Annotated in this window: 24 protein-coding genes and 1 pseudogene; 19 read left to right on the forward strand and 6 right to left on the reverse strand. The window is 61.5% G+C overall.

The window, feature by feature from the left end:
• The first annotated feature begins 4 nt into the window (after positions 1-4).
• The 3 genes from NB311A_RS17845 to NB311A_RS17855 all read left to right on the forward strand — a co-directional run bounded on the left by NB311A_RS17845 (position 5) and on the right by NB311A_RS17855 (position 2,288).
• Complete coding sequence (locus NB311A_RS17845; protein ID WP_009800010.1) at positions 5-1,213, forward strand: sialidase family protein; 1,209 nt, start codon at positions 5-7, stop codon at positions 1,211-1,213.
• Positions 1,210-1,710, forward strand: a complete 501-nt coding sequence (locus NB311A_RS17850) for a TlpA disulfide reductase family protein (protein WP_009800011.1) — start codon at positions 1,210-1,212, stop codon at positions 1,708-1,710. The genes NB311A_RS17845 and NB311A_RS17850 overlap by 4 nt, the downstream gene beginning before the upstream one ends.
• Positions 1,711-1,820: 110 nt before the next feature.
• Entirely contained in the window at positions 1,821-2,288 is a 468-nt protein-coding gene (locus tag NB311A_RS17855) for a copper chaperone PCu(A)C (protein ID WP_009800013.1), read from the forward strand.
• Between the two features lie 6 nt (positions 2,289-2,294).
• On the opposite strand, the gene NB311A_RS20875 is transcribed toward NB311A_RS17855, so the two are convergent.
• Positions 2,295-2,678: a copper-binding protein gene (locus NB311A_RS20875; protein WP_165475275.1), complete on the reverse strand. Its 384-nt coding sequence runs from the start codon at positions 2,676-2,678 to the stop codon at positions 2,295-2,297.
• A 197-nt stretch (positions 2,679-2,875) separates the two neighbouring features.
• Here NB311A_RS20875 and NB311A_RS17865 point away from each other — a divergent pair, with 197 nt between their 5' ends.
• Both NB311A_RS17865 and NB311A_RS17870 read left to right on the forward strand, forming a co-directional pair.
• Positions 2,876-3,319, forward strand: coding sequence for a four-helix bundle copper-binding protein (locus NB311A_RS17865; protein ID WP_009800015.1), 444 nt, complete (start codon positions 2,876-2,878; stop codon positions 3,317-3,319).
• 58 nt (positions 3,320-3,377) lie between these two features.
• A complete protein-coding gene (locus NB311A_RS17870) occupies positions 3,378-4,058 on the forward strand; it encodes an RlmE family RNA methyltransferase (RefSeq protein WP_009800016.1) in 681 nt (226 codons plus the stop codon).
• A 78-nt stretch (positions 4,059-4,136) separates the two neighbouring features.
• Here the strand turns inward: NB311A_RS17870 and NB311A_RS17875 are convergent, their stop codons facing one another.
• On the reverse strand, positions 4,137-5,609 hold the full coding sequence (locus tag NB311A_RS17875; RefSeq protein WP_009800017.1) for an MFS transporter: 1,473 nt from the start codon (positions 5,607-5,609) through the stop codon (positions 4,137-4,139).
• Positions 5,610-5,727: 118 nt separating this feature from the next.
• Between NB311A_RS17875 and NB311A_RS17880 the strand changes: the two genes are divergently transcribed.
• The 8 genes from NB311A_RS17880 (at position 5,728) to NB311A_RS17910 (ending at position 13,494) form a co-directional block, all read left to right on the forward strand.
• Positions 5,728-5,976 carry a hypothetical protein gene (locus NB311A_RS17880; RefSeq protein ID WP_009800018.1) on the forward strand — a complete coding sequence of 83 codons (249 nt, stop codon included), beginning with the start codon at positions 5,728-5,730 and terminating at the stop codon, positions 5,974-5,976.
• Between the two features lie 55 nt (positions 5,977-6,031).
• The gene (locus tag NB311A_RS22950; RefSeq protein ID WP_256365433.1) at positions 6,032-6,166 is read left to right on the forward strand and encodes a hypothetical protein; all 135 of its coding nucleotides are present in this window, start codon (positions 6,032-6,034) and stop codon (positions 6,164-6,166) included.
• A complete protein-coding gene (guaB, locus tag NB311A_RS17885) occupies positions 6,156-7,652 on the forward strand; it encodes an IMP dehydrogenase (protein WP_009800020.1) in 1,497 nt (498 codons plus the stop codon). The genes NB311A_RS22950 and guaB overlap by 11 nt, the downstream gene beginning before the upstream one ends.
• Positions 7,653-7,705: 53 nt before the next feature.
• Positions 7,706-8,413, forward strand: coding sequence for a hypothetical protein (locus tag NB311A_RS17890; protein ID WP_009800021.1), 708 nt, complete (start codon positions 7,706-7,708; stop codon positions 8,411-8,413).
• 50 nt (positions 8,414-8,463) lie between these two features.
• Positions 8,464-8,883 carry an MAPEG family protein gene (locus NB311A_RS17895; protein ID WP_009800022.1) on the forward strand — a complete coding sequence of 140 codons (420 nt, stop codon included), beginning with the start codon at positions 8,464-8,466 and terminating at the stop codon, positions 8,881-8,883.
• A 28-nt stretch (positions 8,884-8,911) separates the two neighbouring features.
• Positions 8,912-10,210 (forward strand): RsmB/NOP family class I SAM-dependent RNA methyltransferase, encoded by a 1,299-nt coding sequence (locus NB311A_RS17900; RefSeq protein ID WP_009800023.1) that lies wholly within the window; start codon positions 8,912-8,914, stop codon positions 10,208-10,210.
• 124 nt (positions 10,211-10,334) lie between these two features.
• Positions 10,335-11,942: a glutamine-hydrolyzing GMP synthase gene (gene guaA / locus NB311A_RS17905; protein WP_040675858.1), complete on the forward strand. Its 1,608-nt coding sequence runs from the start codon at positions 10,335-10,337 to the stop codon at positions 11,940-11,942.
• A 295-nt stretch (positions 11,943-12,237) separates the two neighbouring features.
• Positions 12,238-13,494 (forward strand): site-specific integrase, encoded by a 1,257-nt coding sequence (locus tag NB311A_RS17910; RefSeq protein WP_009800025.1) that lies wholly within the window; start codon positions 12,238-12,240, stop codon positions 13,492-13,494.
• On the opposite strand, the gene NB311A_RS17915 is transcribed toward NB311A_RS17910, so the two are convergent.
• The 4 genes from NB311A_RS17915 to NB311A_RS17930 all read right to left on the reverse strand — a co-directional run bounded on the left by NB311A_RS17915 (position 13,448) and on the right by NB311A_RS17930 (position 15,961).
• Positions 13,448-13,744, reverse strand: a complete 297-nt coding sequence (locus NB311A_RS17915; RefSeq protein ID WP_040675941.1) for an AlpA family transcriptional regulator — start codon at positions 13,742-13,744, stop codon at positions 13,448-13,450. The two genes, NB311A_RS17910 and NB311A_RS17915, sit on opposite strands and share 47 nt — an antisense overlap.
• A 230-nt stretch (positions 13,745-13,974) precedes the next feature.
• Positions 13,975-14,514, reverse strand: a complete 540-nt coding sequence (locus tag NB311A_RS17920; protein WP_131522936.1) for a hypothetical protein — start codon at positions 14,512-14,514, stop codon at positions 13,975-13,977.
• Between the two features lie 7 nt (positions 14,515-14,521).
• The gene (locus NB311A_RS17925) at positions 14,522-15,226 is read right to left on the reverse strand and encodes a cyclopropane-fatty-acyl-phospholipid synthase family protein (RefSeq protein ID WP_009800028.1); all 705 of its coding nucleotides are present in this window, start codon (positions 15,224-15,226) and stop codon (positions 14,522-14,524) included.
• A gap of 15 nt (positions 15,227-15,241) precedes the next feature.
• Entirely contained in the window at positions 15,242-15,961 is a 720-nt protein-coding gene (locus NB311A_RS17930; RefSeq protein ID WP_009800029.1) for a nuclear transport factor 2 family protein, read from the reverse strand.
• Positions 15,962-16,099: 138 nt separating this feature from the next.
• Here NB311A_RS17930 and NB311A_RS17935 point away from each other — a divergent pair, with 138 nt between their 5' ends.
• The 6 genes and pseudogenes from NB311A_RS17935 to istB all read left to right on the forward strand — a co-directional run.
• Positions 16,100-16,423, forward strand: a complete 324-nt coding sequence (locus NB311A_RS17935; RefSeq protein WP_009800030.1) for a helix-turn-helix transcriptional regulator — start codon at positions 16,100-16,102, stop codon at positions 16,421-16,423.
• Complete coding sequence (locus tag NB311A_RS17940) at positions 16,420-16,863, forward strand: SRPBCC domain-containing protein (protein WP_009800031.1); 444 nt, start codon at positions 16,420-16,422, stop codon at positions 16,861-16,863. Before NB311A_RS17935 ends, NB311A_RS17940 begins: the two co-directional genes overlap by 4 nt.
• Before the next feature lie 82 nt (positions 16,864-16,945).
• A complete protein-coding gene (locus NB311A_RS17945; RefSeq protein WP_009800032.1) occupies positions 16,946-17,386 on the forward strand; it encodes an SRPBCC domain-containing protein in 441 nt (146 codons plus the stop codon).
• 224 nt (positions 17,387-17,610) lie between these two features.
• Complete coding sequence (locus tag NB311A_RS17950) at positions 17,611-17,838, forward strand: helix-turn-helix transcriptional regulator (RefSeq protein ID WP_009800033.1); 228 nt, start codon at positions 17,611-17,613, stop codon at positions 17,836-17,838.
• Between the two features lie 90 nt (positions 17,839-17,928).
• Positions 17,929-19,429 (forward strand): annotated as a pseudogene (gene istA, locus NB311A_RS17955) (IS21 family transposase).
• On the forward strand, positions 19,429-20,286 hold an 858-nt coding region (gene istB, locus NB311A_RS17960), incomplete at its 3' end, for an IS21-like element helper ATPase IstB (protein ID WP_009797880.1). The pseudogene istA and the gene istB, both read left to right, overlap by 1 nt.

Here is a 20,286-nt window from a genome sequence, read left to right on the forward strand (position 1 = left end):
GACCATGATCAGAACAGCAACCATCGCCGCGATCACGCTCCTTTTGCAGGGCGCGGCAAACGCGCAGATGAGCCATCATCACGTATCAGAATCCGCTTGTGATACGACCGAACTGCGATGTGCGACCAAGGTCACGCCGGCATTCGCTCCCGACGGGAGGTTGTGGCTGGCGTGGATGGCAGGCGGGCGTATTCTGGTGGCGAACTCCAAGGATCGCGGAAAAACCTTTTCAACGCCAGTCGCTGTCGTTGATCGACCGCTCGAACTCGACTGGGGGCCCGATGCGCGCCCCAGGATGGTCATTGACCGGCACAACCGGATCGCCATCGCCTTTGCGATTTTCAGGGACAAGAACTTCAACGGCGAGGTGTTGTACACGCGCTCGGTTGATGGAGGTCACAGTTTCACCAAGCCGGAACCCATTACGCCGAACACGGAAAGTCAACGCTTCGCGCAACTCGCGCTGGATGCCGACGGTTCGGTCTTCGTGGCCTGGCTCGACAAACGCAACCGGGCGCAGGCACGCGCGGCCAATCGAATATATAAGGGAGCGGCTTTGTTCTTCGCGTGGTCGAAGGACGGCGGCGGGACGTACTCCGAGGCCCGCATGGTGAGGGACAGCACCTGCGAGTGCTGCCGGATCTCCGTCGCATTCGCGGGCCCTGGCCGACCCGCCGTTCTGTTTCGCAATATCTTCCCGGGCAGCGTGCGGGACCACGCGATCGTCACCTTCAAGGATCAGGCAACGCCCGGAGAGGTTCATCGCGTCAGCCAGGACGGCTGGAAGACCGAGGCGTGCCCGCATCAGGGGCCGAGCCTCGCCATTTCGCCGAAGGGAACTTACCACGCGGTCTGGTTTACCGGTGGCGAAGTTCGGAAGGGTTTATTTTACGCGCGCTCGGCTGATAGCGGAGAGACGTTTTCCGAGCCCATGGCTATTGGCAGGTTGGACCGGAACGCGTCACGTCCCTACGTCGTGGCGAGCGCCTCTGGCACAGCGATCGCCTGGAAAGAATTCGACGGCGAAAAGACAGCCGTGAAGCTTATCACATCCGGCGACGATGGAAAAACCTGGTCGCAACCGCGAGTGATCGCTGCAACAGTTGACGCGTCTGATCATCCTTTGCTTGTGAGTGATGGACACGATCTCTTCTTGTCCTGGATGACCAAGGCGGACGGCTACCACATCACGCCGATCGATGGCGCGCCATGAAGCGCCATCTGTTATTGTTCGCACTCGCGCTCACTGTGTCATTTCTCCCGCAATATCTTGCCGCGGCCGATCAATTGCGCGCGTTCCAGCGGGGAAGCTGGCAAACCATTCTCCACGCCCACGCCGGACGCCCGATGATGGTCAACTTCTGGGGTGTTACCTGCGCTCCTTGCAAGGTTGAACTGCCGCTGCTCGGGAAGTTCGTCCGAGATAACCCCGGCCTCGACGTCGTGACGGTCAATGCCGATCTCGTTCCGAATGCGCGCGAGGCGGTGCTGTCGATGCTGCGGAAGACTGGACTGTTGTCAACCGAGAACTGGACCTTCAGCGATGGTTTCGTCGAACGGTTGCGCTTTGAGATCGATCCCGCCTGGCAGGGCGATATCCCGCGCACGATGTTGATCGCGCGCGATGGAAAGGTCACCACCCTCGAAGGTATCGTCGATCTTGCCAAGGTGAAGAAATGGTTTGAGGCTCAAATGAATGAAACGAAATGAGAGAATTTCGTGACTTCGCTGACGGCGTCGTCATCTTTGCCGAAAAGCGGGATGAATGCGTTTCGCCAGCCGGCTCGCATCGTAATCGTGCGTGAAAAAGGATCGATGGCATGAAACTTCTTCGCGTCGCGGTCACCTGCGCCTTGCTGGCAACCGCGGGAGCCACCTCGGCGGAGGATTTCAAGGCAGGTGATCTTGTAATCTCGCACCCGTGGTCGCGGGCGACGCCGGCGGGAGCGCGAGTCGGCGCTGGCTATCTCGTCATTGAAAACCACGGGACCTTGCCCGATCGCCTTCTCGGGGGCTCGGTGGAGGTTGCAACGGGTTTCGAGCTTCACGATATCGTGCGCGAGGGCGGCGTCATGAAAATGCGCCAGCTGACGGGCATCGACCTGCCGCCAGGAAGTTCAATCGAGGCAAAGCCGGGTGGACGCCACATCATGTTCGTGGGCCTTTCGCATCCGCTGGCTGCGGGAGAGACGGTCCGAGGCGCCTTGCAGTTCGAGCGCGCGGGCAGAATCGAAGTTGAGTTCAAGGTAATCGGGATGGGAGCGCCGCCGCCGGGTCGCAGCGATTGAGGTGACTCATTTGGCGGGTTTGATCACCTTGATGTCTCGAATTGTATAGGTCTTGCCTTCGAGTTGGAATTCGATCTTGTCGCCCGGCTTCACGCGATCGCTCAATATGCGCGGATTGACTTGAAACAGCATTTCCATCGCCGGCATCAAACCTTCGATTTCCTGGTGGTTGATGGTTAGCGACCCGGTCGCCGGATTGATCGCCGTTACGACTCCAACCCCTCGATAGAGGCCACTCGACGGTTCCTGAGCCTGGGCCAGCAAGAACCGCGTGTGCGGAGGCCTGGCAAACGGGTGGTCTCCGGCAGAGAAAGCTTCAGCCCGCCGGAGATGGAGGGTCACTACCGTGGTCGCGGCCACGACGCCGCATATGAAGATGCGATTTTTCACGACATACTCCGTTCCGCAGGCATGGTTTTCCCGCGTGTTCGCGGACCACGGAGACTTACATGAAAAACAGCGGTTTGGGAAACTAGCGGGTACGACGGTCGCTTCGCAACCAATCGCAATTGCTTGATGTGAGGCAGCCGGGATTGCTATTGTAACGTGCCGAAAAGGGCGTCGATTCGATCAGCGAGGAGGAAATCATGCACCGTCGTGAATTCGTGGCGACTGCGGCGGCAGTTTTATCGGCATCGAAGGCTTTTGGCGCCCCGGCAAATAAAGCGCCGGCGCCGGCGCCGGCCGAATCGATGCATCCCGCGAAATACAAAGCTCTCGAAGACGCGACCAGTCATTGCGTCTCCAAGGGCGACGCGTGCATGCGGCATTGCCTCGGCATGTTGAGCATGAAGGATGCGAGCATGGCCGGTTGTACGAACGCGGCCTATCAAATGATGGCCGCATGTGGTGCGTTGCGGACGCTGGCAGCCGTCAATTCGCCCCATGTTCCCGCTCTTGCCAAGGTCATCGCGCAGGTGTGCGTGGACTGCCAGAAGGAATGCGAGAAATTTCCGGATGTGGCGGAATGCAAGGCGTGCGGCGACTCTTGCAAGACCTGCGCCGAGGAATGTCGCAAGATTTCCGCTTAAGGTCTTCCAGCCTGTCGGCGCGCGGACGTCGGGCGATGTCCGGGCATAGCGGCTAGATATGGCAAAAGACACCACCGGCCGGCTGCACGTCACCGTCAGGAGCGGCGGCCGACGAAAGCTGTCGTCAAAGCTCTGGCTCGAACGGCAGCTCAACGATCCCTATGTGGCGCAGGCCAAGCGCGAAGGCTGGCGCTCCCGCGCGGCTTTCAAGCTGATCGAAATGGACGACAAGCACCGCTTTCTGAAGCCTGCCATGACGGTTGTCGATCTTGGCGCGGCGCCCGGCGGCTGGAGTCAGGTCGCCGCGCAACGCGTGGGGGCTACCGAAGGCAAGGGCAAGGTGATTGCAATTGATCTTCTGGAGATGCCGGAGATCGTCGGCGTGACGTTCGCCCGGCTCGATTTTCTCGACAACAACGCTCCCGACAAGCTGCTCGCGATGATGGGCGGAGCCGCGGACGTCGTGCTTTCCGATATGGCCGCCAACACCACCGGCCACCGCAAGACTGACCAGCTCCGGATGGTGGGCCTGGTCGAGAGTGCGGCGGCCTTTGCGGCCGACGTGCTGCGGCCCGGCGGGACGTTCATCGCAAAAGTCTTCCAGAGCGGGGCGGACGCCGGTCTGCTTGTGCAGCTCAAACGCGACTTCCAGACGGTGCGGCATGTGAAGCCTGCCGCGAGCCGGCAGGATTCATCAGAACGTTATGTCCTGGCGACGGGCTTTCGCGGGCGGCATTGAAGCTGCGCAGATGCTGTCATGCCCGCGCTTGCCTGGCCATGACGAGAGCCGATAGCCTGTCAACGCGCTCGATTTCCTTCAGCTCAGCTTCTGATCGCGGGCGGTAACCGTTTCGCGAGACGCTTCCTCCTCGGCCTCGGATTCCCGGGTAGGGTCTGAAATCACCACCATGCGGCGCCCCGAGACCTGATGGCCGGCATCGGCGGGCATCCGCATGAAATAAAAGCTGGACATCGCTGAAAGCACCGAGACGACGAGAAATCCGGGGCCGAAATCGGCAGCCGTCAATTCCGTACTGTGACGGACCAGCATCGTGGTCTCCACCGAGAATGCGCCGAGTGCGACTCCTGACGAAATGGCCAGCTGCTGACTGACGCTGGCGAGCGTGGTCGCGCGGCTCATCCGCTTTGGCTCGACGTCGGCATAGGCGAGGGCGTTGATCGCGGTGAATTGCAGCGAGCGAAAGAAGCCTCCGACGACGAGAATGATCATGATCAGCAGCAGCGGCGTCGTAACGGTGAACAGCGCGCAGGCGGCGAGAAAGACGGAACTGACGATCGCGTTGATGGCCATGATGTTGCGGAAACCGAAGGCGCGGATGATGCGGGCGGCGAGCGTTTTCATGCCCATGGCGCCGACGGCCGATGAGAATGTCACGAGCCCGGAGCCGAGCGGCGACAGGCCGAAGCCGATCTGCATCAGAAGCGGCAGCAGGAACGGCAGTGCGCCGACGCCGACGCGAAACAGAAACCCGCCGTAGATGCTGACACGGAACGTCGGCAGACGCAGAAGCGTGAGATCCAGCACGGGCGAATCCGTGCGGCGGGCGTGCATCATATAGGCCGCCATCGAGACCGACCCGACCCCGATCAATGCCGTTACAACGGTCCATGGCAGCAGGTTGAGGCCGGCGACCGACAGGCCGAAGGCGATGCCGCCGACTCCTATCCCGGCCAGCACCATACCGTAAAGGTCGAAGCGTTCGGGGTCGTCACTGCGGATCGGGTCGATGAAGCGCTGCGCCATGAAGATGCCGATCAGACCGACCGGTATGTTGATCAGGAAGATCCAGTGCCATGAGAAATAGGTGGTGATGAAGCCGCCGAGCGGTGGTCCGATCACCGGTCCGATCAACGCTGGCACCGTCACCCACGCCATCGCGTTGACGAGCGCGCTCTTGTCGATCGAACGCAGCAGCACCAGCCGGCCCACCGGCGTCATCATCGCGCCGCCCAATCCCTGCAGGGTCCGGGCGATCACGAAATCCGTCACCGACGACGATAGCGCGCAGCCGATCGAGCCGATCATGAATACGACGATGGCCGCGCTGAAGACGGAGCGCGCCCCGAACCGGTCCGCGGTCCAGCCGCTTGCGGGAATGAATACCGCCAGCGATAGCAGATAGGACGTGATCGCGAGCTTCAGCGTCAGCGGGCTGGTGCCGATGTCGGCGGCGATCGCCGGAAGCGATGTCGCGATCACCGTGGAGTCCATGTTTTCCATGAAGAGCGCGGCAGCGACGATCAGCGGGATCAGGCGTTCCTTGTTCATGCGGGCTCGCACAGGCAAGCGGATAGGGAGGCGGGCTGTAGCATCAATTCGGGCCGTCGCGCTATTGCGGAGCGGCAAAGCCTCCCTAAATCCTTGGTGTGTTTTGGGAGGGCCAACGATGATTTATGTGCTCGCCGCCTTGCTGCCGCCGCTCGGACTGCTGTTCAACGGTCAGCCATTTTCGGCCATCCTGAACGTGGTCGTGATCGTGTTTTGCGTTATTTTCGGGCTGATTTTCCCTATCCTGTTCCTGGTGCCGTCAGCACATGCCGTGATCGCCGTCTACATGAAGCGGGAGGACCGCCGGCACCGGGAGGTGGTCGATGCGATCAGGGAGCATGGGCCGCCTCCGAACTATCCACGCTGAACCGGCTGGAAAAGCCCCCGCACGGCAGCCAAACGCTTTGATTCTCGGGACTGCCGTGCTATCGACCACCGCCAATCCATTCGATGGAACTTCATTCGACGGCGACGCCAGGGTGTCGCTGGTCGGCCATTCCATCCTGATGGGTTACGCGGCGACCGCGCCGCCCAATGGAGTTGGCGATGGCGCTTGAAAACGGATTTCGGGATATCAAAGAAGCCTTCACGTTCGACGACGTTCTGCTCAAACCTGGCGCGTCCGACATCCTGCCCTCCGAAGCCGATATCAGCTCCCGCGTTACCCGCGCCATTCCGCTCAACATCCCGATCATGGCCTCCGCCATGGATACCGTCACCGAAGCGCGCATGGCGATCGCAATGGCGCAGGCTGGCGGCCTGGGCGTCATCCATCGCAATTTCGATGCGGAGGGCCAGGCCGCGCAAGTGCGGCAGGTGAAGAAGTTCGAGTCGGGCATGGTGGTCAATCCGCTGACCATAGGCCCGGACGCCATGCTGTCCGACGCGCTGGCGCTGATGAGCGATCACGGTTTTTCCGGCATTCCGGTGGTGACCGGCGGCAGCGGAGCCTCTCCGGGCAAGCTCGTCGGCATTCTCACCAACCGCGACGTCCGTTTCGCGACCGACCCGCGGCAGAAAGTTTCCGAGCTGATGACGCACGAGAACCTGGTGACGGTGCGCGAGGGCGTCAGCCAGGAAGAAGCCAAGAGGATGCTGCACAAGCATCGCATCGAGAAACTCCTGGTCGTCGACGACCAGTATCGTTGCGTCGGTCTCATCACCGTCAAGGACATGGAAAAGGCGGTGGCGCATCCGCTGGCCAGCAAGGACGCGCAGGGCCGGCTGCGTGTCGCTGCGGCAACCACGGTCGGCGAAGGCGGCTTTGAGCGCACCGAGCGACTGATCGATGCCGGCGTTGACCTGATTGTCGTGGACACCGCGCACGGCCACTCCAGCCGCGTGCTGGAAGCGGTCAACCGCATCAAGCGGCTGTCGAACGCCGTGCAGGTCGTCGCGGGCAACATTGCCACGGCGGAAGGCGCGCAGGCGTTGATCGATTCCGGCGCCGACGCCATCAAGGTCGGCATCGGTCCGGGCTCGATCTGCACCACCCGCATCGTCGCCGGCGTCGGGGTGCCGCAGTTGACCGCCATCATGGATGCGGCCGAGGCGGCGAAAAAGGCCGACGTGCCGGTGATCGCCGATGGGGGCGTGAAGTATTCCGGCGATCTCGCCAAGGCGCTCGCCGCGGGCGCGGACATCGTCATGGTCGGCTCGCTGCTTGCCGGCACCGACGAAACGCCCGGCGAGGTGTATCTGTGGCAGGGGCGCTCCTACAAGGCCTATCGCGGCATGGGTTCGGTCGGAGCGATGTCGCGGGGCTCGGCCGACCGCTATTTCCAGCAGGATATCAAGGATACGCTGAAGCTCGTTCCGGAAGGAATCGAGGGGCAGGTGCCCTATAAGGGGCCGGTCGGCAACGTCATGCATCAGCTTGCTGGCGGCCTGCGCGCGGCTATGGGATATGTCGGCGCGCGCAACCTCGCCGAATTTCATGACAAGGCGTGTTTCGTCCGCATCACCGGCGCGGGCTTGCGCGAAAGCCATGTCCACGATGTCACGATCACGCGCGAAAGCCCGAACTATCCCGGGGGGGCCTGACCGAGGTTGTCTCAATTGGGCCGCACAGCGGCGTGAGAATGGCGTTACGGTCCATGCTGCCGTTGTTTTATGCCGGGACAGTGCGTGCATTGCGTCGTTTTCCGGACATGACATTCCGGGTCATCACAAGAGAACTTGAAAACATGGTCGATTGGACAGACGACAGAATTGCGGAGCTTTCGGATTCCGGTCTCAAAAACCTGCTGGCGAATGCGGAGCGGAAGTCGGTCGATGATCTCGTCGCGCGATGCCAGGCGGAACTCGAAAAGCGAAATGCGCTGAAGCCGCGGAAGGTCGCGAAGGCGCGTACCGGTCTGAAGGATTTCGAGCACGAAATGTCGTCGCAGCTTGCCACCATCGGCCGGCAAATGGCGGAGAAATACGATCTGTCGGAGGAAACCGCGAAGGCGAAGTCGGCCGGCGTCAAGGGCTTCCGGGCGCACAAGCTTGTTGGCGGCGATGGCCAGGCCAAGCTCGGCGGATTGCAGCGCGCGGGATTCGTCGCGGTCGATCGCTATATCTCCTATCGGTGCGGCAACGATATCGTCTCTCTTGGTGTATTCCTGCCCAAGAATCAGGATATGTCCGAACACAAGTTCTTTGTGATCGCGCCACAGGCGATGCTCGACGGTGGCCAGCCGGTCGATGCCATTCGCGACAATCACGGCCAGAAGCAGTCCGCCGACAGCGCACTGATGTTCGATGATCTGGAAGCCGCTGCTGCTGCTTTCGACAAGGTTCTGGCCAGGATCGCGGCCTGAGTTTATTTCGATCTTGCCGCGTAGCGGGGCGATCCAGAGGTCACCGAGAGATGTCTGTTCAAATGGTGCTTTTGCCCGTTTTTGTGCTGGTCGGGCTGGCGTTCGCCTTGCTGATGGGAATGGCCGTTGTGCGGACGAGGTCTTTGAGGTCGGGGGAGACCCGGTTCGAGGACATCGCGTTGCGCGAGCCGAACTGGTCGGCGCGCGCCACGCAGATCGCAAACTGCTTCAGCAACCAGCTCGAAATACCGGTGCTGTTTTATATTCTGATTGCGGTGGCCTTACCACTGCGTCACGCCGATCTGGTCATCGTGGTGTTGTCGTGGGTGTTCGTCATCACCCGGTTCGTGCATGCCGGCATCTTCGTGACCTCGAACAACGTCCCGCAGCGAGGATTGGCGTGGTTCGCAGGCGTGGTGGTGCTGCTGGTCATGTGGATTTATTTCATGCTCCGCATGTTGCTCGTGTGAGCGCCGTCGCCAAGATGGGAAGTCAACCATGACACCCGCCGCGCGGCTCTCCGCGGCAATCGAAGTCATGAAGACCATCGACGGCCAGCGCGTCCCGGCGGCGAAGGCGCTCAAGGAGTGGGGCGCCGCGCACCGCTTCGCGGGCTCAGGCGATCGCGCGGCGATCTCCGGGCTGGTCTACGATGTGCTGCGCCGTCAGGCTTCCAGCGCCTGGATCATGGATGATGATACCCCGCGCGGCCGTCTGCTCGGAATGCTGAGGCTGGAGCGCGGCATGAATGCCGACGTTATCGCGTCGCTGTGTGACGGCAGCCGTTTTGCGCCCGAACCGCTGACCGATGGGGAGTGGCAGGCATTGACCGCGCGCTCGCTGCAGGAGGCGCCCGCCCATGTCGCCGGGGACTATCCGGAATGGCTCGACGTATATCTGGCTGAGGCGTTCGGCGACGATCGTGCCGCGGAGACAGCCGCGATGGCGCGCCGCGCGCCGCTGGACCTGCGGGTCAACACGCTGAAGGCGAAACGCGACAAGGTCCTGGGATCGCTGCGGCATCTCGGCGTGACGGCGACGCCGTGGTCGCCGCTCGGCTTGCGGATCATGCTGGGCGCGGACGCGCGCAATCCCGGCATTCAGGCCGAGGAAGAGTTTATCAAGGGCGCCGTCGAGGTGCAGGACGAGGGCTCGCAAGTCGCGGCGCTTTTGTCCGGAGTCAGACCGGGCGAGCAGGTGATTGATCTTTGCGCCGGCGCTGGCGGCAAGACGTTGACGCTGGCCGCCATGATGCAGGGCAGGGGACGCCTCATCGCGACCGATCGCGACAAGCGTCAGCTCGCGCCCATCCATGAGCGGCTGTCCCGCGCGGGGGTGCATAACGCGGAGATCCGGAGCCCGAAGGGGGAGGCCGAACCGTTGTCCGATATCAGGGAGTCGGCCGATCTTGTGCTGATCGACGCGCCTTGCACCGGGACCGGCACCTGGCGGCGTAACCCCGACGCGAAATGGCGGATGCGGCCCGGCGCGCTCGAGGTGCGTTTGAGGGACCAATCGGAAGTGCTTGATCGTGCTGCCGGTTTTGTCAAACCGGGCGGCCGCGTCGCCTACGTTACTTGCTCCGTATTGCCGCAGGAAAACAGCGAGCAAATCCGGAAGTTTATCAGCCGACACCAAGATTTCACTGTAATGCCGCCGTCTAAGGTCGCTTCGATGCTTTGGGATAAGGCCGACGATTTTCTCGCAGCCGTTTATGTGTCGAACGAGGGGTTGCTGATGACCCCGCGCCGCACCGGAACCGACGGATTCTTCGTCTCGATTCTGGCAAAGCGTTGACCGGAAGCACGCGTCATGCGCGGCGCGGACGCTCTCGCATCAAAGACGTGGATGCCGGGACAAGCCGGAGCATGATGCGTTTTTGGCGGTTGCGGCCCTTTGGCCGGTCGCGTATCTGCTTGCCATGACAGCTTCCAGCAAAGCGTTTGCGTCAGCGTCTGATCCTTCTGCCGACGTGACCTCCGCGCACGACAAGATTCTGATCGTCGATTTCGGCTCCCAGGTCACGCAACTGATCGCGCGGCGGGTGCGGGAAGAGGGCGTTTATTCCGAAATCGTGCCGTTTCAGAAGGCGGAAGCCGCCTTTCTTGAGATGAAGCCGAAGGCGGTGATTCTGTCCGGCGGGCCGGCATCCGTGCTCGACAGGGATGCGCCGGCGGCGCCGATGTCGATTCTCAGGGCGGGCGTACCCGTGCTCGGCATCTGTTACGGCGAGCAAACCATGGCCCGGCAACTCGGCGGCGCTGTCGAGGCCGGGCATCATCGCGAATTCGGCCGCGCCGCCATCGAGGTCATTGACGCCTGCGCCTTGTTCGACGGCGTCTGGGAGAAGGGCGGCGCATACGATGTCTGGATGAGCCATGGCGACAGGGTGACCAAGCTGCCCGATGGTTTTCGCGCCGTGGCGAAGGCGCCGGGCTCGCCGATCGCGGTGATCGCCGACGACGCGCGCAAGTTCTACGCGATGCAGTTTCACCCCGAGGTGGTGCATACGCCCGACGGTGCAAAACTGATCCGCAATTTCGTCCGCAAGGTCGCCGGGCTGAAAGGCGACTGGACCATGCGCGCGTTTCGCGAGGAGGCGATCGGGAAGATCAGGGCGCAGGTCGGCAAGGGCCGGGTGATCTGTGGCCTGTCCGGCGGCGTCGATTCCTCGGTGGCGGCGATTCTGATCCACGAGGCGATCGGCGATCAATTGACCTGCGTGTTCGTCGACCACGGTATGCTGCGGAAGGATGAAGGCAAGACGGTAGTGGATCTATTCCGCCATCACTACAACATCCCACTGGTCCACGTTGATGCATCGAAACAATTTCTGGACGAGCTTGCCGGGGTTACGGATCCGGAATCAAAGCGCAAGACCATCGGTCGTCTCTTCATTGACGTGTTCGAGGCGGAGGCGAAGACGATCGGGGGTGCGGAGTTTTTGGCGCAGGGTACGCTGTATCCGGATGTGATCGAGAGCGTGTCGTTCACCGGCGGGCCGTCGGTGACGATCAAGTCGCACCACAATGTCGGCGGTCTGCCTGACCGCATGAACATGAAGCTGGTCGAACCCTTGCGCGAACTTTTCAAGGACGAGGTGCGTGCGCTCGGCCGCGAACTCGGCCTGCCGGACATTTTCGTCGGCCGCCATCCCTTCCCGGGACCCGGGCTTGCGATCCGTTGTCCCGGAGAGATTACCCGCGAGAAGCTGGACATCCTGCGCGAGGCAGACGCCATTTACATAGACCAAATCCGCAAGGCCGGGCTTTACGACAAGATCTGGCAGGCGTTCGCGGTGCTGCTGCCGGTGAAGACGGTTGGCGTGATGGGAGACAGCCGCACCTACGACTATGTCGTTGGCCTGCGCGCGGTGACATCGACCGACGGCATGACCGCGGACTTCTATCCGTTCGACGCACAATTCCTCGGCACGACCGCGACACGGATCATCAATGAGGTCAAGTGTGTAAATCGGGTGGTGTATGACGTGACGTCAAAACCGCCCGGCACAATCGAGTGGGAATGATTCAGGGCCCGCCCAGGGTATCCTGCAGTATCCCGCGATTTCCATCTAACATATTGATCTAGATAGAAAAGCGTCGATTGGCGTTCGGCATCTATCGGCCCGCTAAGATTGGCGCCGACGGACCGCCTGACGGTGCACGATACCGTTGCCAAGTCCGACTCCTGCCGCTACCGTCACTGTCCGGATGGCCGGTGACGGTATTTTTTGTGAGCTAAGCTGTTGAAAGATTGTCGATTATAGCCGGATCGGCGGCCCAAAAATGGCTGACGGTATTGTGGGTCGAGAGGCGTGCGGAATGCTGACGGACGTGGCGCTTAAGAACTTGAAACCAAAGGAGAAACCGTACAAGGTCACCGACCGTGACGGTATGTATGTGCTGGTGAGCACGACGGGAACGGTGTCGTTCCGCCTGGACTACCGTCTGAACGGGCGGCGCGAGACCGTCGTGCTGGGGAGGTACGACAAGGCCGGCATCTCGCTCGCGCGAGCGCGAGAACTCTGCATCGACGCCAAGCGCATGATCCGGGAGGGGCGCTCGCCCGCGTTTGAAAAGCAGCGCGCCAAGCGGCGGCTTCTCGAGGCGAAGAGCTTCGGCGAATTCGGCGAGAAATGGCTGACCATAGCGCCGATGGCCGACAGCACGCGGTCCATGCGCCGGGCGATCTTCGAGCGTGAGCTTCTGCCGGCGTGGCGCAAGCGGCTTCTCACGGAGATCACGCCGGACGACCTGCGGGCACATTGCGGTGCCATCGTCGACCGCGGCGCGCCGGCGACGGCGCTGCACGTCCGCGACATCGTCAAGCAGATCTACGGCTTCGCCATCCTCCACGGCGAGAAGGTCGCCAATCCGGCCGATGAGGTCGGCCCCTCGGCGATCGCTCATTTCACCCCGAGGGACCGGTCGCTGTCGCCGACCGAAATCAGGATCATGCTCAAGCAGCTCGAGAATGTCGCAACGCTGCCGACGATCCGTCTCGGTTTGAAGCTGATCCTGCTGACGATGGTGCGGAAGAGCGAGCTGCAGGACGCGGTGTGGGACGAGATCGATTTCGAGAACGCCGTCTGGACGATCCCGAAGGAGCGGATGAAGCGCTCCAAGGCGCACAACGTCTATCTTTCGCGCCAGGCGCTCGACATCTTCATCGCCCTCAAGACCTGCGCGGGCAATTCACGGTACGTCCTGCCATCGCGCTACGATGCCGATGCGCCGATGTCGCGGGCCACCTTCAACCGCGTCACCTATCTCGTCGTGGAACAAGCGAAGAAGGAAGGGCTGCCGCTCGAGCCGTTCACCGTGCATGACCTGCGCCGGACGGGATCGACGCTGCTCAACGAGCTCGGCTTCAACAGCGACTGGATCGAAAAGTGCCTCGCGCATGAGGAGGGCCGTTCCTCGCGCGGCGTCTACAACAAGGCCGAGTACGAGGTGCAGCGCCGGCATATGCTGCAAGAGTGGTCGAACATCGTCGATGCGTGGGTGGCGGGCGAGAAATACGTGCCGGTGCTCATCCCGCCTTCGATGCCTCTCCTTGCGCCTGATCCCGCTCTCTGACCGGGCGGGCACGCCGCTGGCGGACATCGGGATGCTGTGCGCGTCGTACCGGTGACGCTCGCCGCGCGGCCAGCCAGGCCTCGACTTCGGCCAGGTCCCACACGACGCATCTTGGGGACAGTGCAAAGCGGCGGGGAAACTCGCCGCGCTGCTCCATCTCGTAGATCGTGCTGTCGGCAAGCGGCACCATTTCGCGCAGCTGTTGCCGACGGATGGTTCGCCGGATTGGGGCGCCATTGCGGTCAGCCATCAGCATCTCCTCGGTTTTTCCTTCCGAGGAAATGAGCGCGATAGACTCCGAAAGGGAAGGGAAGAAATTTGGCATTCGGGGAGCCGGATAGCATGGCGTAGAAATAGAAAGTTGCCTGGTCCGACGACCGATGCGCCGCCTAGGTTGCCTCAAGGTGCGTAGTAACCGAGACCGCCAATGGCTTCGTCGCCGAAGGGGCCGCTACCTTAAGGGATCGTCGTCGATGACCTCTACCCGCTGTTTGTCAGATGTGTTGGATATTCGCGCAGCGGCCCTCTGGATACGTTAAGAAATGATTGCTGGTGACCCTTCGAAGCAAGGCACGGGTCCAACATGATCTGACTTTCACCGGCTCTGTTGTATCCTCCGCCGAAAAGAACCGTATCGCCGACTTCCCGTCCGTCCTTACTGTATGTGACGCACAACACTTGAACCCCCGGCTTCTGACACATGACGAGGTAAGCCAACGCGCCATCCCACCCGACTGCGACAAGCTTACCTTCGATAGCGAAGCTGATGCGGTCGTCTATCTGCGGGGCATGGTAAATCCAGTAGTTTGCCGTCTCGCAGGTGGCTACGACATCGGGACAGGCCTCGCCAATCACGAACGGACTATCGGGCCGCTTCCATTCTTGGCCATTCGCCACGCCACCCGATGCGAGCGCGATCGTGCATAGGATCATGGCTGCGCACGCTCCACGATGAGGTTGGCTGCCAACTGCTTCGCGTGCTGCGTGGTATTGCATTTGTTTTCGGAAACGTTGCTTCATGCGATATTCATCCGTCGCATCTGGCGATCCACGCGCCCCAGAACAGGCTCGAGAAGAACAGCCTGGGCTCCTTGAAGCCCGCAAATTCAAGCAGCTTCGCGATCGCTTTGTTCGACGCCGGCGGATCGGCACCTTGAAGAATTTTTCCGATCTTGCCTTGAATTTCGCTTTCAGGTGTTCCGGCCATGCGCCAACGCGTCGCCCAGGCGTCGAGGAAGAGCGGTTGATCAGCATAGGTTCCGCGGTTGCATGCGAGAATGATGGGCGCATTTGGCTTCAGGCGAGAGGCGATGCCTCTCAGCAAGGATAGTTTGGCTTCGTCACCCTGCACGTGATGCAACACGCCGATGAGCGTTGCGGCATCGAAGGGCTCGCGCGCACTCAAACTTTCCACTAGTCCAAAGTGCCACTCGGTGCGAGCAGACAGACCGGCGGCCTCGATTGCTGCCTGCGCACCCTGCAGCATCGGCGCTGAGGGATCGATCGCTGTGAAGCGCCAGTCTCCTTCAAGGCGGCCCGCCACCAGTATTTCTTGACCGGTGCCGCCAGCGCCCACGACAAGAAGATGGCATCGGCTACCTCGCCCCAGGATGCTGGACAACAAGCAGGCCGCCAGCTCATGACAGGCCTCATAACCGGCGAGCGCAATACGACTCTGTTCTGCATACTCTTCGGCACGAGAGCTATCGAACTTCGACGCCGCCGAAACCATGGTATTTCACTCCGATCAATCTCTACGCCAGATGAGATCATTGTTGTCACGTCGGTCGACGAGCGCGACCACCTTGCCCCCGTTGTCGCGGCGGAAGAATCGCTCGCCTCTGGGCGCTCCAGCCCGGACGAACCGATCATTGCCGATTGGAATCAGTTCTTCACGCGCGCGTCCGGTGCGCTGCATGAAAAACTGATCGTCCTCGCGCCAGATGCGCGCGCTGATCTCCGGAGACAGCCGATATGTCCCGATGTAGTCATCGAATACGGTGGGATCGACGGCGGCGCGCGACAACTCCCTAGGGAGTACAGACATTTGCGATGCGACGAGCTGCCAACCCTCATCGGTGCGTTGATAGACGTCAGTCGTATGGAAGCGCGTGCTTAGGCGCTGGCCGAACAGTTCAAGTGTTTCAGCAACGTCAAATGCTACGATGCCCACGTCGCCGAGAATGCGAACACGCGGATCGACCATCCGCAAATTTCCGGAATAGCCTGACGGCAAGCCACGCACTTCCTGAACGACTGCCGCGCCCGTGCGCACGTTGCCATCTTCGTCTGAGAAGAGGCCCTCGGGATCAAGCGTCTGGGCGAATACGGCTTTGTCACCGCTGGTGACGGCATCGAGCAACGCTTGGCTCGCATGCTCCAATTGCGAGGCATCGCTGCCGCGCGATTCCACGACCGTTGAGTAGGCTACGAACAGCGGCAGCACAAGTACAAGCGCACCCTTCATCCCGTCCTTCTCCCTCCACGCGCCGAGCTCGGCCCGCCACTGCGAGGCAGCCAGTCGAAGGTCGCGCCCAACGGGCTTGACTCAACCATAGCCGGCCGGTTATCAGTATATTCATATCTGCTTGGTTATGGATTGTCCATGTACCCTGCTGCCGATGCCATTTTCAAGAGCCTGGCCGACCCGACGCGGCGGGCGATTTTTGAGCGGCTGGCCCGTGACGGGGAGCAGACCGTCCATGCGCTGACAAGCCAAGCGGGCGTCTCGCAGCCCGCCGTCTCGAAGCATCTTGGAGTCCTCAAACTTGCCGGCCTGGTGCGTGATCGGCGCGCGGGGCGGGAAACTCACTACAGAGCGGAGCTGCAAGGCCTCGCGCCCCTTATCGACTGGATGGCCCACTATGGCGCCTTTTGGCAGGGCCGGTTCGATCGCCTCGAAGACCTACTGAACAGGATGGACCAATGAAGAACGACTCTTTGCGCTCAATCGTCTTTCAGCAACAGATGCCATATCCGCCGGAAAGGATCTGGCGCGCGCTGACCGAAGCTCCGCTGATCGCTCAGTGGCTGTATGAGAACGACTTTCAGCCGGCAGCAGGGCATCGATTCAACTTTCGCGGAAAGCCGAGGCCTCACTGGAACGGCATCATTGATGGCCAGGTCTTGTTTGTCGAACCTAACAAGCGGCTCCTCTATGACTGGAACGCTTCTGGAGAAGAGGCAGAACAGGGATTGAAGACAGTTGTGGCCTGGACACTGACCCGCGTGGACGGCGACGCGACCTTGGTGCGGATGGAACAGTCGGGCTTCCGGTCCGAAGATGAGGCGAAGGGGCCGAGCTATGGTTGGGAGAGGCTCTTTACGAATCTCGAGCGCGTGATCGGATCAGGCACCCCTCAAGCTTGAACCCCTCGATTGTAAGGGAGCCTTAATCGCGCCCCGGGGCGGACATCTTGATCAACTGGGATCCCATTTGAGGGAGGAATTGATGAGCGGAGCTCACGCGGCCGTACGCTCGGTCATCGTTGAACGTGAGATACGCCACCCTCCCGCAAAGATCTGGCGTGCGTTGACGCAAGGTGCGTTGTTGGAGGAATGGCTGATGAAGAACGACTTTGAGCCGGTCGTTGGTCGCCGTTTCAATTTCCGCACTACTCCTGTGCCGCACTGGAACGGTGTGGTCGATTGTGAGGTGCTGGCCGTAGAGCCGAACAGACGCCTCGCCTACAGCTGGAACGCGGCGGGTGAGGGTGAATCAGGCCTAAGGACAATCGTCACTTGGACGCTCACTCCGACGCAGAATGGGGTTCTGCTTCGCATGGAGCAATCAGGTTTCCGGCCAGAAGACGAAGGCGGCTATCAGGGCGCTCAATTTGGTTGGCAACGGTTCATCGCAAACCTCGAAAACCTGCTGGTCGGCATGGAATAGCTCGTGGCGGTTCGCACACGTTGGCACCTCGCCATCGCGCTGCATCCAAGGGCCGGAAGTTCGCACGGTGCCCGCCGTTCGTGGCAAAGAACTTAGGAATCAACCTATTTTTCCGCGTCAGGTCCTAAAACGTTTCTATTGAAGCATGCCCAATTCACTTAGGTATTGCCCTAACTGTGTCATACCTGTAGGATCGTGGCGCTATTGGAGGAAAGGTCTAGTCAATGAGTGCCGCCCCCGCACTCCAACCGATCGATAGTGTGTTCCGGGCACTCGCCGACCCGACGCGGCGGCAGGTGCTGGAGCGGCTAAGCGAAAGTCCAGCGTCTGTCAGCGAACTGGCCGCGCCGTTTGCTATGGCGCTGCCTTCGTTCGTCGAGCATCTCAGCGTGCTCGAAGGCAGCGGCTTGGTGAGTTCAAAGAAAATGGTGTCATTCGGCATGCAAAATTGACCCCGTAAGCCGGGGGATCGGCGTCCAAAATTGACCCCCTACAGGTTGGCTGTTGCGCTGCCTGCTTTGTCATGAAGCAGGTGGTCGGGGATGCTGATCGTGGAGACGATTGCGCGGATACGGCGCGAACACTTCATCAAGGGCAAGACGATCAAGGAGATCGCCCGTGACCTGAAGGTGTCGCGGAACACGGTCCGGAAGGTGCTGAGGTCGGGCAAGACCTTGTTCGAGTATGAGCGTTCGATCCAGCCGCGCCCCAAACTCGGGCGTTGGGCGGCGGAGCTTGATGAACTGCTGGCGGCGAACGCGGCCAAATCGGCTCGCGAACAGCTGACGCTGATCCGGATCTTCGAAGAGTTGCGCGGACGCGGCTATGACGGCGGCTACGATGCCGTACGGCGTTACGCCAGGCGTTGGAGCAAGGAGCGCGGGCAATCGACCGCGGCGGCCTATGTTCCGTTGAGCTTTGCGGCGGGCGAAGCCTACCAGTTCGACTGGAGCCATGAGATCGTTCTCCTCAACGGCGTGACGGCGATCGTGAAGGTCGCTCATGTCCGGCTGTGCCACAGCCGCATGCTGTTCGTGCGGGCCTATCCGCGGGAGACGCAGGAGATGGTATTCGACGCCCACGACCGGGCGTTCGCACTGTTCAAGGGTACCTGCAGCCGCGGCATCTACGACAACATGAAGACGGCGGTAGAGACGATCTTCGTCGGGCAAGGATCGCCGCTACAATCGCCGCTTCCTGCAGATGTGCAGCCACTATCTGATCGATCCGGTCGCCTGCACGCCGGCGTCGGGCTGGGAGAAGGGTCAGGTCGAGAACCAGGTCGGGCTGGTCCGGGAACGGTTCTTCACGCCACGGCTGCGGTTCAAAACCCTGGACGAGTTGAACGCGTGGCTTCTGGATAAGTGCATCGCCTACGCCAAGGCGCACCGACATCCAGAACTGGCCGAACAGACGGTCTGGGAGGTGTTCGAAGCCGAGCGGCCCAAGCTCGTTCCCTATGCTGGCCGGTTCGACGGATTCCACGCGGTGCCGGCATCGGTCTCGAAGACCTGCCTGGTGCGCTTCGACAACAACAAATACTCGGTCGCTGCCAGCGCCGTCGGGCGCCCGGTCGAAGTTCAAGCCTATGCCGATCGCATCGTGATCCGTCAGGACGGGCGCATCGTTGCGGAGCATCCGCGATCGTTCGGACGCGGCGAGACGACCTACAATCCCTGGCACTACGTGCCGGTGCTCGCGCGCAAACCCGGGGCCTTACGTAACGGCGCACCCTTCAAGGACTGGGTGTTGCCGGCCGCGATCGAACGGATCCGGCGCAGGCTCGCCAGCACCGACGACGGCAATCGACAGATGGTCGACATCCTCAATGCGGTGCTGACGGACGGTTTGTCGGCGGTCGAAGCCGCCTGCGCCGAGGCGATCGCTCATGGCGTTCATTCCGCTGACGTCGTTCTCAACATCCTGGCTCGCCAACGCGAACCCGCTGCACCGGCCAACATTATGACGCCGGCGGCACTGACGCTCCGCCATGCGCCGATCGCCGATTGCGCCCGTTACGACAACCTCCGGAGGACCATCTGATGGAACGAACCCAAATCTTCGACCTCATGGGTGAGCTCAAACTCTACGGAATGAGGGCTGCCTTCGACGAGATCATGGCGACGGCCGTCAAGCGCCAGCACGAACCTCAGCACATCGTCGGCGACCTGCTCAGCGCCGAGATCAACGAGAAGCAGGCGCGGTCGATCAAGTACCAGCTCACCATCGCCAAGCTGCCATTGGCCAAGGATCTCGATGACTTCCAGTTCGAAGGCACGCCGATCAATCAGACGCTCGTCAATGATCTCGCCGGCGGCGGCTTCATCGCCCAGCAGCGCAACGTCGTGCTCGTCGGCGGCACCGGCACAGGCAAAACCCACCTGGCCATCGCAATCGCCAGAAGCTGCATCCGATCCGGCGCCCGCGGTCGCTTCTACAACGTGGTCGACCTCGTCAATCGCCTCGAGATCGAGACCCGTAACGGACGTCAGGGCCGGCTTGCCGAACATCTGACCCGGATGGACTTCATCGTGCTCGACGAACTCGGATATCTGCCCTTTGCCCAATCCGGCGGCCAGTTGCTGTTCCATCTCGTCAGCCGGCTCTACGAGCGTGCTTCCGTCATCGTCACCACCAATCTCGCCTTCGGCGAATGGCCCAGCGTGTTCGGCGACGCCAAGATGACCACCGCGCTGCTCGACCGGTTGACCCACCACTGCGACATCGTCGAAACCGGTAACGACAGCTGGCGCTTCAAAAGCCGCGACGACGATCACGCCACCCGCGCTCGTCTCGTCTCCGCAATCCCGGCCAGCTCCGACGAGTCGAGCGCTACCCTCAAACCACGCCGCGCGAAGGGGTCAAAATTGAACGCCGATACGGGGTCAAATTTGCGAGCC

Origin of the sequence: Nitrobacter sp. Nb-311A (assembly GCF_000152905.1) — a bacterium.
GTDB lineage: Bacteria > Pseudomonadota > Alphaproteobacteria > Rhizobiales > Xanthobacteraceae > Nitrobacter.